The organism is Marinilactibacillus sp. XAAS-LB27 (assembly GCF_036039175.1).
Lineage (GTDB): Bacteria > Bacillota > Bacilli > Lactobacillales > Carnobacteriaceae_A > Marinilactibacillus.
The window spans coordinates 52138-65837 of record NZ_JAYXKP010000002.1; the positions used below are offsets into that span (position 1 = coordinate 52138).

Genomic DNA, 13700 nt, shown 5'->3' on the forward strand with positions numbered 1-13700 from the left:
TATCCAACTTTCCGCTTAACGAGCGAGAAGTTCTGTTCTAATTTTTTTAAATTCTCCAGTAATGACAATTCCTATCATCCATACGACTGCAAAAATCATCCCTTTGATGATTAAAACGACGAAAAAGTGGAACGGCAACGTTGGTAGGAGTAAGAATACAACTAGTTGCATCGCTGCTAGTATAGCGGGTTTTATCAGTACTTTTAGAAACTCCAGTATAGAAGCATTAAACATTTTGATCATCAACAAGTAGTTTGCCTGAATAAGATTCAGCGCGAAGGCAATGACCAAGAAAAGAGCAACCGTTTCGATTCTTCCAAATAAAATCCCAGTAATGATTCCAGAGACATTTAATATGGTAGACAAAACACCAGATAGTAATAGCAAGTCTGTACGGTTTCCAGATTGGAAAACCCCACCTGTTGACGACAAAATCATTTGTATCCAAACGGATAGAGATAAAATTTGTAAGGATGCAATACTCGGTGCCCAATTTTGTCCAAAGATATAGATAATTTCTTGGGAAGCGAAAAATAGGAAGATTGATAATGGTAGCCCAATCAAAGCTAGTAAGTTAGATACTCTTAAGTACACTTGTTTGATTTTATCTAGCTGTGATTCATAATCAGACATGATCGGGTGAACGACTGATGTAACCAAGCTTGTGAGCACATTATTTGGATACAAGGTAATCTGATAGGCTTTATCATAATACCCTAAAGCACTTTGAGAAAATACTGCACCAATCAGTAACGTATCCAAGTTTCTGGAAAAGTAATTAATAAAATTGAATAAAAATTGATTTTTAGAGAAAGCGTATATTTTCTTCAACGGTTCCCAGTTCAGTTTGAATTTGAATGTTGTGCCTGTCCTGTAGTAATAGACACTAAATAGTATAATTGCCTTAGCAGTATTTCCTAAAATCAAAGAGTAATAACTAAAACCCATCACTGCGAAAATAATGGAAACAGTGCCTGAAACCATGGAACTAACAACTGCAGTGTAGTTGACTGTTTTAAAGTTCTTTTCTCTTAATAGTAATGCCTGAGGCACGACTAATAAACCATAGAAAAATAGACAGATAGCTAGTATCCTGCTCAGTGAAACGAAAGCGACGTTGTTATAAATCCAACTGATTGGATAGCCAAGGAAAACGAAAAAAATCGCTAAGGTTAGTGACAAGTATAAACTAAAAGCGAAAATAGAATTGATTTCAGATCTCTTGAGATCTTTATTTTGAATAATTGCAGGACCAATTCCACTGTCAGCTAATAATTGAAAGAACACTAAAAAGACATTCACTGTCGCCGCGATTCCAAATTCTGTTGAAGTTAGTATCTGAGACAAAACAAGCTGCACAACAAGTTGTACTACTACATTTGAGTATTTCCCTATAGCCGTATAAAACAAACCACTTTTAAACTTCTCTAACATACTACCTGTTCTCCCTAACTATATTTCAATTTAAGATTTGAAAAACTGTTTTAATTTCTGGAACGTCTTTGTATAATTATTCGCTGAAGCATTTCGTTTTTCCATCAATTTAATTGCTAGTAAATAGCGTTCTCTTTGAATTCTTTGATGGAGCAAATATCTGAAAGGATTCGGGTCTTTCAAATCTTGTTTAACGACATACGCTCGAATGTGTTCTTCTTCGCAAATCGCTTTGATCCACTCGACTTTTTCTTCTTCTGTCATCGGACAATCAGGATGTGTAATGTTTGCCAATTCCAGATAAACCGGATGCCAGAATTCTTGTTTCAGTAAATCATTAAATTCTTTTTCGCGTCCCCAATGTTCAACTAAATTCTTGAACTGTAATGCGATATTTAACTCCATTACAAAACGGTCTTCCCGGTATCGATTAACTGCAGAACCAGAATGTGTCACATAGTGATAATACGTGTTTCGATTAAAGGCCACATTTGAAATTTCTTTGTATACTTTGAGGTTGAAAAGGGCATCTTGTCCTAACTTTTGATCGTCAAAGCGAATCTTATGTTGTTTCAAGTAAGCACGTTTATATAATTTATTCCATAATGCATAAGGCGTAAAATGGTAAAAGTTACGGAAATGATCACGAAACCCTTTTTGCGTATAAAAATGGGGTTGTCTCGGTAAAAAGGTCTCTCTTTCTCTAGGATTCCCTTCAACTTCTTTTGTATAACCAAAAACAACAACTTCTGCATCTCTTTTTTCTGCTAGTCTATAGTTTTCAGCCAGCAAAGTTGGTTTAAAGTAGTCATCTGGATCTGCAAAATATATATATTTCCCTCTCGCGATTCTAAGTCCCGCGTTTCTGGCTTTACCAGATCCTTGGTTCTTCTGATGGATCACTTGAATCAGTAAAGGTTCTTCTTCTGCAAACTGATCGCAGATATCTCCAGAGTTATCTGTGGAGCCATCGTTAATAAGGATTAATTCAAAGTCCATCTTTGTCTGGTTTAAGGCAGACTGAATAGCCCTCGGCAGATGAGCTGAGACGTTATAAACTGGCATAATAATGGATACATCGAACATAATACCTCTCCTAACTCCTAATAGATGGTGTTTTCACTACTATTTTATAGCAATTCTCCTCATTATAACATAGGTTTTCTAAACATTTATAAGAATTATATTAATTTTATGAATAAAAAGGATTACAGATATCTTATCCTAATAGGTTTATTTCATATTCATAACTTACGTACAAGGATAGAAATAGAAGCTTTTTTCAGAATGCATCTTTTATGAACTTATGGTAGAATGAACTGAACTTTAAAAGGGGTTACAATTGATTCCTTTTATCATACTGCTATATACAAATGAAGGAGCGATAATATGGCTATATTAGTTACAGGCGGTGCGGGATACATTGGTTCTCACACAGTTATTGAGTTATTGAATGAAAATCATGAAGTGGTCATTGTTGATGATTTTTCTAATTCAAAACCAGAAGTTTTGAATCGAATCAAGGAACTTTCTGGAAAAGACTTTGTGTTCCATGAAGCAGATGTTTCTGATAAACAAGCACTCGCAAAAATTTTCGAACAACATGACCTTGAGGCGGTAATTCATTTCGCTGGTTACAAGGCTGTTGGCGAATCCGTAGCTGAACCATTGAAGTATTATCACAACAATTTACTCAGCTCAATCGTTTTGATGGAACTGATGAATGACTATAACGTCAAAAATATTGTGTTCAGCTCAAGTGCAACCGTTTATGGTATGAACAACAAAGCACCATTTACTGAGGATATGCCTCTTTCAACAACGAATCCTTACGGAACAACTAAATTATTTATCGAACAATTTATCCAAGATCAAGTAGCGGCTGATCCTTCTTGGAGTGCGGCACTACTACGTTACTTCAATCCAATCGGCGCCCACGAATCTGGTCGTATCGGTGAAGATCCTAATGATATTCCAAATAATTTGATGCCTTATATCACTCAAGTCGCTGTTGGTAAACGCGAAAAATTAGCCGTTTTTGGAAATGATTATGATACCAAAGACGGTACTGGTGTTAGAGATTACATCCACGTTAAAGACTTGGCAAAAGGTCATATCCGCGCTGTAGAAAGCGTACTTGAATCTGTTGGTGGAGCAGAAGCTTACAACCTAGGTACTGGTGTTGGCTACTCTGTTCTGGATGTGGTGAAAGCCTTTGAAACAGCGAACGACGTCGAGGTACCTTACGAAATCGTTGACCGTCGTCCTGGAGACATTGCAACAAGTTATGCGGACTCTACAAAAGCACACGAGAAACTGAACTGGGCTGCCGAACTGGGCCTTGAAGACATGTGTCGTGATTCTTGGAACTGGCAAAAAAACAACCCAAATGGGTATGCATAAAATGAAAAGGACGAAGCCGAGTGCTTCGTCCTTTTCATTTTAGTTATCTTTTAATTCGTTTAACTCTTCGTTTCTCAGCTTCTTTAATTACTTTAATATCTTATTTTTTTCCTATTGGCAATCCTTTTTCTCAATCTCTCAGCGGTAAGGAACACTAGGCGTTCCTCCTTTCGATACTCTTTGGCTATTCTTAGTACTCATTGATTGTATCTTCTTGAGTCTCAACAATATGGGCACTAATGTTGGGACTCGATGGGCTCGTCTTCGTGAGTTACAACAATATTTGGATTATTCTTTTAACTTGGTGATTTCAACAAACTGAGTCTCAATAATATGAGGGTTATTCTTATCACTCGGTGGTTGCATCTGATTGAGTTACAATAATAGCCTAATTTTGCATTCCACGAGGCGAATACTAGGCTCATCCCCATTATCAATCATCAACCTCCAGACCGGACACTTTCCATAAGACGCAAAAAAACCGAGTATGCTTGGCCAGATGATTTGCGTACTCGGTCTTTATTTGACTATTGGCTTATGCTTTTAAGCTTTCGCCGTTTGTTTCGATAACTTCTTTGTACCAGTTGAAAATTTTCTTTTTGTAGCGGTTTAGTGAGCCAGATCCGTCGTCGTGACGATCTTCGTAGATGAATCCGTAACATTTAGTGAGTTGTGCTTTTGTTGCGTAACTCATAACGTTTGCGGCTTCTTTAACTTGTGCTAAATGATCGTTCAACTAGTTGATGCGGTAATCATCTTTTGATTATTTTTCAATTCTTTTAACTCTACGTTTTTCAGCTTCTTTGAAAACTTTAGCGTCTTCTCTTTTTCCAATCACAATGATTTCAATGACCTCAATTTGTCCTTCGTCAGTTGCTTTGTAGATCATTCTTAAACCTAATTTTTGATTCTTTAATTCTTTGAAACCTGATAACTTTGCGTATTGAGTGTTTCCTAATAATTTCCCAATTGAGGATCCTTTAAGCTCTAGTCTTTCTATAGCTATATTGACCCACTGTTTTGAATTTCCATCCATATTCTTATATTCCTTAGCAGCTTCTTTCCAGAAAACAATTTTATTCACTAGTCGAACAATTCTTCTTCAGATAAAAGAGCGAATGGGTTCTCATCATCAGATTTTTCGATAACGTTTTTAGAATCAATCAGTTCAATAGGACCTTCTTCAACCCTATTCTTTAAATGGCTATAAAAAAGTTTTTCTTCCATAACATGAAACTTTTCTACCATTTCCGTGTAGTCTCGATTACTCATTATTACAGCTTCTGGAGTATTATGATTTAGAATGAAGGTTGGTTCTCTGGTTTCATTTACATCTTTAATAATTTTTGATAATTCACTTTTAGTTTGCGTTATAGATTTAGTATTTCCAATAGTCTTAAGCATATTTTCACTCCTTATATACTTTATTCATAAATAGTATAACATAAAACACCTAGATTCAATACTTAATTCAGTACCTTTTTAAGTACTTTTATTTCACGCTTTTCAGCCTATTCTTGATTCCATTAATTTGACTTTAAAATTTCGAGAACAGTTAAAAGATCGCATACCTATAGAATGTAAGGTCAGCAATCTTTTCTGTAATTATTGTTCAATTTTTTCGACTTCATCTTTAGTAAATAACCCTGCCGCTCGAAGTACTGTATGGTAAGCGAGCCGACATTCTTTTTCTCTTGCATCTTCGTTTGGTTCTTCTTCTGTAGCATAACGATAAACTTGAGCTGAATATCGAGTCTTCTCTAGTATACTCACAAGTGTCATCCAAGCTCTTGGGATATGATCAATTGAACTTACAGCTGCAATAGATTTATACCTTCCCTCTTTAGTATAATCTCTAAATTCTATGACATTCCCCACTGTATCTTTTGCATAGTTACAGGCTACTAGTCTTGAACTTTCTACTCCCGCATCTACAAGATATGCTTTCATTCTTTCTGCTTCACCGTATTTGTTATGCACTGCGGCACCACTCAGTAAGATTGGTGCCTTCGGATTCCTTTTTGCGAGCTCGAGTGTTTTTTTTAATCGATTTTCAAGTTGCGTTGGGATTGTTCCGTCTTCATTCAATAACAACCCAAATACACAAATTAAGTCTAGCGCTTGATGATCGTTTGATAAATCAAACTCAGTATACGTCTGCTCGATGAACTGTAACTTTTCATCTAACCGATCAAATAAGATCGGTGCATGTCTACTAAGCTTGTCTGAATAGCGTTTGATTTCCTGGTGAGAAGCATTCAGCAAATAGAGTTGAACGAGCGTCATATATAACGCATAAAGAGACGCTTCCTCTTCTTCTAAAACAGCCTTAAAGCAGTCTAAAGCGAGTTTATTGAACTCGAGAACCGCAAGCACTTCTCCTTTAAGCAATGTTGCTAGAATACGTAACTCTTTACTTTCTGCAACTTCGTCTAGTTTATGGAATCCTTCATGCACTTTCCAACAGTTAATCAAGTCTATACTATCATTGAAAGCCTCAATGTGTTTATAACTGTCTCCCATTCTGGGAATCAACTTCGCTGGATCCGTTCCTCCACTATAAGGTTTTAAATCGAATTGATCGACGAGCATGTTTCCACCTGCTTTCTGACTTTTTCACGGTAATCCGAAAGAAAATTAGTCCAGTCTGTCTGGATGATATCTACACCTGCTTTTAAAAACTTTTCCCAGATCTTGTCGTCAAATAAAGCTTGATCGTCTGTTAAACCACCAAATAAATTGAATGATATACCCAAGTTTTCTGCATTGGCAACAATCAGTAAATGCTCATCATGTAGTTGCTGAACATAGGCTTCGTCTAATAGCGTTGACTCCATACTACTCATCACGAACTCTACACCGATTGTGTGAATGTCTCTGTACGACTGCACCAATTCTATCTCTTGACGGTCACTCACAATCGGTATATACTGCCACTGGTCGTTTTGCATTACGAGTTGGTCTAGGAAACTGGCTTGAACAGGGGATTTCAAAACGATTTGTTCTTGCTTGTCTGATTGTTTTAAAATTGTGAAAAAATCAGGATCCGTCCAGTAATGCCATGATCGGTCTAGATTAACCAATTTACCCTCAGGTAGCCAATCTAGAAAGTCCGTCAGTTTGTTGAGCTTATAGCCGGACTTTGTTCCTAGACTATTATTCAAAATAATGCTGTCGATTTCTGTTGAGGTCAGTTGCCCAAAGTCTTCGGTTCGGGATAATAACTTTGGTTCGGCGTTATTATGAAATAAATAATATACGTCATCAGCGGTTTTGCAAATATCGACTTCCACAATATCTGCACCGGCTTTGTATCCCAGGTAACTTGATTCAATCGAATTTTCTATTATGTTCCCGCCCCAGAATCCTCTATGCGCCATGATCAGAAATGGTTCGGTATGTCTAGCTCTCAAAAAGGGGTTCTGACTCATGTGTTCTCACCTTTTGGTTTTTCTAACAGTCCTTTCGCTTTGACTGTTTTCTTTCTTTTTTCACCGATTTTTGATCCTCTACCGTAAATCAGGTAGAACATAACCCCTCCAACGGCCATTAAAATGACAGAATACACGAGATTGATTGCGGCTGCGTTCAAGTTATTTGCGGAATCTGCGTTTGACCGAATCGCAATCCCGATTGTTGGATAGGCCGGATGATACAAGAATGCCGACAAATCATAATCGGCCAGAAAGTTATTAAAGTTCAATGCCACAAGCGCCAGTGCAGTTGGTAATAGTGCCGGCAAAATAATTTTTAAAAAGGTTCTAATGGATGAAGATCCTAATATGCGTGAGGCATCTTCTAAGTTTTCATCAAATGAATAGTAGGCTCCTTTGATGTATCTCAAGGTCGCTGGTAACATCATGATCATATAGGTTAGCGGTAGGATCCATAAACTGCCGATCACACTTTGACCAAAGAGCAGCGGTGATGGTGCACCATAAGATAAAATTAAACCGAGCGCAATCATCAGTGATGGCAACAACCATGGGATATAAAACAGATATTCTGTTAGTTCTGCAATTTTCTTTTTCCTATTCTTCATAACTAGTCTCGCAACTAGAATCATAAACAAAACGGCCAAAGCGGCTGCTATACCAGCGTACCCGATACTCGTCAACATTGGCCCGAAACTATTGCGATTGAAGAGTATTTGTCGATAATTTTCTAGCGTGAAATATTCAAGTGACAATACGGAACGAGAAATACCTTGTAAATTCATGAATGAAAATAAAATCACTAAAACAAGCGGTAGTAAGTAAATAAAACAAAGGATATAAGATATGGCGTGTACAATCGTGTTGGCAATCGGATTACTAATCTTCTGCTTCGTCACACGCGTTTTTGTTTTAGAGATGGACATATAGTTCCCTTTTTTCTCATTTCTTGTCATCACAATCAGTAAGACAACTTGTGCGGCACCTAAAATGAGGGAAAGTAACGCTGCTAAATCTCTTGATTGTGGTCTTTGAGTGAAATTTAAGATCATTGGAGAAATCGTCTCAAATTTACCGCCAACCATTATCGGCGCTGCCATAGCACTCAATCCAAGTTGGAAAGACATGATCACCAAAGTGATCATAATGGGAAAGAGTGTTGGAAAAACGATATCTTTAAGAACTTGCCACTGGCTACTTCCGAGGTTTTTCGCAGCCTCAATGGTGTTATTATCCAACCCTTTTACGCCATTTCTTAAGAACAACATATGGTTTGTCGTACAGGCAAAAGTCATCACGAATAAAACAGCTGGAAAACCAGTGAACCAACCTGGCGTCAAATTGGGAAAGACACCTGTTAAAAGTTTGGTTATAATGCCGTTCTGTCCATAAACATACAGATAACCATTGTTTAAAACCATCCCGCTAAAGACAAAAGTCGACATGAAGCCGATTCTCAGGAATTTTGCTCCTTTTACTTCAAAGTATTCTGTTACCAGTACAATAAATGTACCAACGATGTTTACGGTAAAAACCAATACAAAAGCTAACAAGAAAGAATTCAAGATTGATTGTATCGCTCTACTTGAACTGGATAATCTCTGAAAAGCAGATAAACTTAATTGTCCATCTACCCAGAAAATATCTCTTAACACATTAAAATTCGGCAACAACAAAAAGGTCAATACAAACCACAGAATGAATAGACAAAATAGATAAAACGGAATTTTTGAAAAAATCGTTGTATCTCTATTCAGTTCTTTTTTCGGCATACTCATCGTTGCTTTCATTTTAGCTCACCTCGTATTCTAAAATATCTGTAGGATCGATATAAACGGTCCATTTCATAACTGGATCGATTTGCATATTACCATCTTCTTTTACAATGATCCTAAGCGTAGTCTCTTGAAACTTGCATACATAAGTTGTAAAGGTTCCATAGAAAAACTCATCCAAAACCTGCACATCCATCGGTATCATTTGATCCGTATTTGATGCCCAGAGTTTAATCTTTTCTTCACGAATATAGTGTCTTTTTTTCAGATCAAATTGATTCGTATCCAAGTGTCTATTAATATGTTCTATCAGAGAAGTATCCAGATAATTGGCATCGCCGATAAACTTACAGACAAACTCCGTAGAAGATTGGTCGTAAATTTCTCTAGGTGTACCGATTTGATCGATTTTTCCATTGTTGAAGACTGCAATATGATCAGAAATCTCTAGTGCTTCATCTTGATCGTGGGTAACGTAGATTGCGGTCATCCCTGTTTCTCGTTGAATCCTTTTCAATTCTGCACGTAATTGTTTTCTTAGTTTTGCATCCAGATTGGATAAAGGTTCATCGAATAGTACAACTTTTGGCTTTTTCGCCAAGGCTCTAGCAATTGCTACACGTTGCTGTTGTCCACCAGAAAGGTCCGAGACGTTTTTTTGCAACTGTTCTGTATTCAACTCTACGAGGGTCGCTAATTCCTGTACCCGCTCTTGAATCTGACTTTTGCTTTGTTTATCTATTTTAAGCCCATAAGCGATATTGTCATAAACGGTCATCGTTGGGAATAAAGCGTATGACTGAAATATCATTCCAAGATCTCTTTTTTCAACAGGCACTTTCAAAATATTTTTGCCTCGAATGTCGATACTTCCTTCTGAAGGCTGGATGAACCCAGCGATTGTTCTGAGCGTAGTCGTTTTCCCACAACCCGATGGTCCTAATAATGTGAAGAATTCTCCTTCTTCTACTTTGAAATGAACGTCGTCTACTGCGATAAAGTCATCATATTTAACTTGCAAATTCTTGATTTCAATCATGTTGCGGTCTCCTCATCCCTTAAAATGGATAAAAAGCGAAATAGAAGCTATTCCGCTTTTTACCTATACGTTATCTTCTGTTATGGCATTAACTCTAATTCAACTTTTTCCATCCAGCTGTTCAAGTTCTCCTGTACGAAGTTCCAGTCAATGTCCATTGGCGTAGTTGTATCTGCAATTTCAAGTAAACGTTCTGAAGCATTTTCTGCGGCTACCTCATTAACTGGTAATCCACCGAATTCTTCTATGAAAGCTGTTTGCATTTCCGCACTTCCGAACCAATCCACAAATTCTTCTGCTTTTGAATAATCGTGGTCGTCTCCTTTGTCCAAAATACCGATTTGTTCACGCATCGTAACGACGCCTTGTTCTGGATTTACTGGTACTCCAGTGAAGTCGTATTCTTCTTCTGCATTGCCTAAACCGCCTGAGAAATAAAATGTGACCGGTACCGTTCCGTCAGAAAAGTTTTGAAGTTGATCTTCGCTCTCGGGTGTTGCGTATCCATTTGCCAGGAATGTTTCTACTTCGTCCCAGCCTTCTTGAGCGATTCCGAGGTCTCCACTTTCATCTACATATTGGAGAAGGATGCTTAAGATCGATTTCTGATTTGTACCACTTGTAAGGTTCTCAGGGATACGGTATTTATTTTGTAATGCTTCGTTTTTTCCTAAGTCTTGCCAGTTTTCTGGTATATCGTCACCTTCAACGAATTCTGGATTATACATCATGAAAATTCTCTGTTCTACTAGAGGATGGAAGTATTGATCTCCAATATTCGTTTCTGTAGGAATTTCACTGATCCAACTCGGTTCATATTGTACGAGTAGTTCTTCACTATTTAATTGGAAAAACATCGCTTCGTCCATTCCAAAAGCGACATCAGCTTGAGGTGAACTGGATTCTGCAAGTAATCGGTTAAAGATTTCTCCACCGCCTGCTTCAACGTACTGCATGTCGAATCCAGCTTCGGTTGCTTTCTCATCGATCCATTCTTGTCTACCATCAGCTAGAGAGTTTGAATAGACTAGCACTTTTCCACTTTCATCTGAATCATTTTCTGGTGACATGGAAGCATCTGATCCTTCACCGGAAGCACAAGCTGCTAAGGTTAGTACGGATGTTGCTGACATTAATGTAAGTAACCATTTCTTATTCACGTATTCATTCTCCTTTTCTTCTCAAATCCTTGCTTCGTTTATCGTAACAGATTCTTTACTGACTTGATGTTTGATTTGTGTAAAGAACTGTAGGATTTATGTAAAAGATCGTTTGAACTGGTAATATAATAGTCCTTTTTTAATGCTCTTTTCCGCTGAACTTGCACTTACTCTTGATCTAATCCTTTTATGTAGTCTATGTTTGAGCAGATAGTGACTCTCGTTGCGTTCTGACTTCCTGAGAGGGACTATCTCACTGTTTCATTCCTTCTCGTTGTGCTCTGACTCCCTGAGAGGGACTATCTCACTGTTTCATTCCCTCTCACCACGCTCTGACTCCCTGAGAGGGACTATCTTGCTCTGTCAGTCACTCTCACCAAGCTCTGACTCCCTCAGAGGGACTATCTCACTGTTTCATTCCCTCTCACCAAGCTCTGACTCCCTGAGAGGGACTATCTCACTGTTTCATTCCCTCTCGCCAAGCTTTGACTCCCTGAGAGGGACTATCTTGCTCTTTCATTCCCTCTCACCAAGCTCTGACTCCCTGAGAGGGACTATCTTGCTCTTTCATTCCCTCTCACCACGCTCTGACTCCCTAAGAGGGACTATCTCACTGTTTCATTCCCTCTCACCTAGCTCTGACTCCCTGAGAGGGACTATCTCTCTGTTTCATTCCTTCTCACCAAGCTCTGACTCCCTGAGAGGGACTATCTTGCTCTTTCATTCCCTCTCACCAAGCTCTGACTCCCTAAGAGGGACTATCTCACTGTTTCATTCCCTCTCGCCAGGTTCTGACTCCTTGAGAGGGACTATCTTGCTCTTTCATTCCCTCTTGCTTGGCTTTTACTCCTTGAGAAGAAAATTGCGTTCCACTGGCTTCATACTAGGCTCAACCTCATTTTCCTCATCCTCAACTTTCAGACCGAACATAGTCCGCTAGACGCAAAAAGACCGAGTATGCTTGGCCTAGGCTTCGCGTACTCGGTCTTTATTTGACTATAGGTTTAAGCTTTTAAGCTTTCGCCGTTTGTTTCGATCACTTCTTTATACCAGTTGAAACTTTTCTTTTTGTAGCGGTCTAGTGAGCCAGATCCGTCGTCGTGGCGGTCTACATAGATGAATCCGTAACGTTTAGCGAGTTGTGCAGTTGATGCACTGACTAAGTCGATACAGCCCCAAGTTGTGTAACCCATAACGTCTACGCCATCTTTAACGGCTTCTTTAACTTGAACTAAGTGGTCGTTCAAGTATTTGATGCGGTAATCATCGTTAACGGTTTTATTGCCGTTTTCGTCGGTGATCAATTCGTCTTTAGCACCAAGTCCATTTTCAACGATGAATAATGGTAATTGGTATCTATCCCAGAAGTCGTTCAATACGATACGAAGACCTTTAGGATCGATTTGCCAGCCCCATTCTGAAGCTTCAAGGTACGGATTGTGCACGCCGCCAAGGATATTTCCTTCGCCTTTAACTTTTTTACTTTGATCCGCAGTGTCTGTTGAGCTCATGTAGTAGCTGAATGAAATGAAATCAACCGTATTTTTTAGTAATTCTAAGTCTTCATCTGTTACATCTAATTCGATGTTGTTATCAGCGAAGTAGCGTTTCATGTATCCAGGATACTCCCCGCGTACGTGAACGTCAGAGAAGAAATAGTTCTTTCTTTCAGATTCCATAACTGCAATGACATCATCTGGATTTGAAGTTAATGGATATGTTGGCATAGCCAGAACCATACAACCAATTTCAGCTTCGGGCATGATTTCGTGTCCAATTTTTGTAGCCAAAGCACTAGCCACTAACTCGTGGTGAACCGCTTGGAACAAGTCTTTTTCTGAAAGTTCCTCAGGCGATGTTGAAATGCCTCCACTCATGAAAGGAGCGTGCAATACTGAGTTGATTTCATTGAATGTCAACCAGTATTTAACTTTGCCTTTATAGCGGTTGAAGACTGTACGAACATAGTTTTCGTAGAATCCAATCATCTTACGGTTAACCCATCCATCATACTCTTTTGAAAGGTGTAGTGGTGTTTCGTAGTGTGATAAGGTAATTAGTGGCTCAATGCCGTGTTTATTTAATTCATCAAACAAGTCATCATAGAATTTCAGACCCGCTTCGTTTGGTTCACTTTCATCTCCATTAGGGAAGATACGTGTCCAAGCGATTGATGTACGGAATGTTTTGAAACCCATTTCCGCAAATAATTTGATATCTTCTTTGTAGCGGTTGTAGAAGTCGATTCCGACTAGTTTCATGTTGTCTTCTGTAGGACCGTCAGTGATTTCTCCGAATCCGCCATTTGGTGTGACATCCTGTACAGATAAGCCTTTACCATCTTTATCGAAAGCACCCTCGAATTGGTTTGCCGCTGCTGCGCCGCCCCATAGGAATCCTTCTTTGAAGCCAGTGATTTTGTCTGTGTTGAAACTCATGTACTTCTTCCTCTCCA

General features: G+C 38.6%; 11 protein-coding genes and 1 pseudogene. 1 reads left to right on the forward strand and 11 read right to left on the reverse strand.

Annotation, left to right across the window (positions count from 1 at the left end):
• Positions 1-15: 15 nt before the first annotated feature.
• The gene (locus tag VXN63_RS03955) at positions 16-1434 is read right to left on the reverse strand and encodes a lipopolysaccharide biosynthesis protein (protein ID WP_327756675.1); all 1419 of its coding nucleotides are present in this window, start codon (positions 1432-1434) and stop codon (positions 16-18) included.
• Positions 1435-1464: 30 nt separating this feature from the next.
• Positions 1465-2520, reverse strand: coding sequence for a glycosyltransferase family 2 protein (locus VXN63_RS03960; protein WP_327756676.1), 1056 nt, complete (start codon positions 2518-2520; stop codon positions 1465-1467).
• A gap of 303 nt (positions 2521-2823) precedes the next feature.
• Between VXN63_RS03960 and galE the strand changes: the two genes are divergently transcribed.
• Positions 2824-3837, forward strand: coding sequence for a UDP-glucose 4-epimerase GalE (gene galE / locus VXN63_RS03965; protein ID WP_327756677.1), 1014 nt, complete (start codon positions 2824-2826; stop codon positions 3835-3837).
• A 535-nt stretch (positions 3838-4372) separates the two neighbouring features.
• Here galE and VXN63_RS03970 read toward each other — a convergent pair.
• The 9 genes and pseudogenes from VXN63_RS03970 to VXN63_RS04010 all read right to left on the reverse strand — a co-directional run.
• Positions 4373-4594 (reverse strand): annotated as a pseudogene (locus tag VXN63_RS03970) (family 1 glycosylhydrolase); the annotation flags it as partial.
• A 6-nt stretch (positions 4595-4600) separates the two neighbouring features.
• A complete protein-coding gene (locus tag VXN63_RS03975; RefSeq protein WP_327756678.1) occupies positions 4601-4921 on the reverse strand; it encodes an addiction module toxin RelE in 321 nt (106 codons plus the stop codon).
• A complete protein-coding gene (locus VXN63_RS03980; RefSeq protein ID WP_327756679.1) occupies positions 4921-5241 on the reverse strand; it encodes a type II toxin-antitoxin system Phd/YefM family antitoxin in 321 nt (106 codons plus the stop codon). Before VXN63_RS03980 ends, VXN63_RS03975 begins: the two co-directional genes overlap by 1 nt.
• Positions 5242-5442: 201 nt before the next feature.
• A complete protein-coding gene (locus tag VXN63_RS03985) occupies positions 5443-6429 on the reverse strand; it encodes a YdcF family protein (RefSeq protein ID WP_327756680.1) in 987 nt (328 codons plus the stop codon).
• Positions 6405-7268: a glycerophosphodiester phosphodiesterase family protein gene (locus tag VXN63_RS03990; RefSeq protein WP_327756681.1), complete on the reverse strand. Its 864-nt coding sequence runs from the start codon at positions 7266-7268 to the stop codon at positions 6405-6407. Before VXN63_RS03990 ends, VXN63_RS03985 begins: the two co-directional genes overlap by 25 nt.
• On the reverse strand, positions 7265-9061 hold the full coding sequence (locus VXN63_RS03995) for an ABC transporter permease (protein ID WP_327756682.1): 1797 nt from the start codon (positions 9059-9061) through the stop codon (positions 7265-7267). The genes VXN63_RS03990 and VXN63_RS03995 overlap by 4 nt, the downstream gene beginning before the upstream one ends.
• A 1-nt stretch (position 9062) precedes the next feature.
• The gene (locus VXN63_RS04000; protein ID WP_327756683.1) at positions 9063-10085 is read right to left on the reverse strand and encodes an ABC transporter ATP-binding protein; all 1023 of its coding nucleotides are present in this window, start codon (positions 10083-10085) and stop codon (positions 9063-9065) included.
• Between the two features lie 80 nt (positions 10086-10165).
• A complete protein-coding gene (locus VXN63_RS04005; protein ID WP_327756684.1) occupies positions 10166-11245 on the reverse strand; it encodes an extracellular solute-binding protein in 1080 nt (359 codons plus the stop codon).
• A 1004-nt stretch (positions 11246-12249) separates the two neighbouring features.
• Positions 12250-13683, reverse strand: coding sequence for a glycoside hydrolase family 1 protein (locus VXN63_RS04010; protein ID WP_327756685.1), 1434 nt, complete (start codon positions 13681-13683; stop codon positions 12250-12252).
• Positions 13684-13700 lie beyond the last annotated feature (17 nt).